At 38.8% G+C, this 500-nt stretch carries 1 pseudogene; it reads left to right on the top strand.

The annotated features are described in order from the left end of the window. Nucleotides 1–447: pseudogene (locus ACWQ4X_RS19790) on the top strand (IS5-like element ISAha2 family transposase); the annotation flags it as partial. Nucleotides 448–500: the final 53 nt, after the last annotated feature.

Genomic DNA, 500 nt, shown 5'->3' with positions numbered 1-500 from the left:
GTACAGCTTACTACAAATAATGTGAGCGATTCGCAAGTACTCGGTGATTTACTTGCTCAAATTCCCTTAGATGAACGAATTGATTCGGTCTATACCGATGGTGCTTATGACACGAAGCACTGCAGACAAGTCATTCTAGATCGAGATGCACATGCGCTCATTCCGCCAAGAAAAAATGCAAAACCATGGAAAGATCAGAAATTGAGATCTTTAGAGCGGAATGAGTTACTGAAAACAGTTAAACGTTTAGGAAGAACGCTTTGGAAAAAATGGTCTGGTTATCATCGTCGAAGTTTAGTTGAAACCAAGATGCATTGCATCAAACTATTAGGTGATAAATTAACAGCAAGGAGTTTTTCTAGTCAGGTGAATGAGATTCATGCACGCATAGCCGTATTGAACAAATTTACAGAATTAGGTCGTCCTCATACCCAAGTTGTCACTTGAATTCTGTTCAAATGAGCAGAGTGTTATCTTTTAAATCTTTGTGCAACAAAGCC

It is taken from the genome of Acinetobacter sp. NigerLNRRAM0016 (assembly GCF_054112845.1).
Note: the sequence above shows the minus strand (reverse complement) of the source record. Positions and strands in the feature narration are given on the sequence as shown.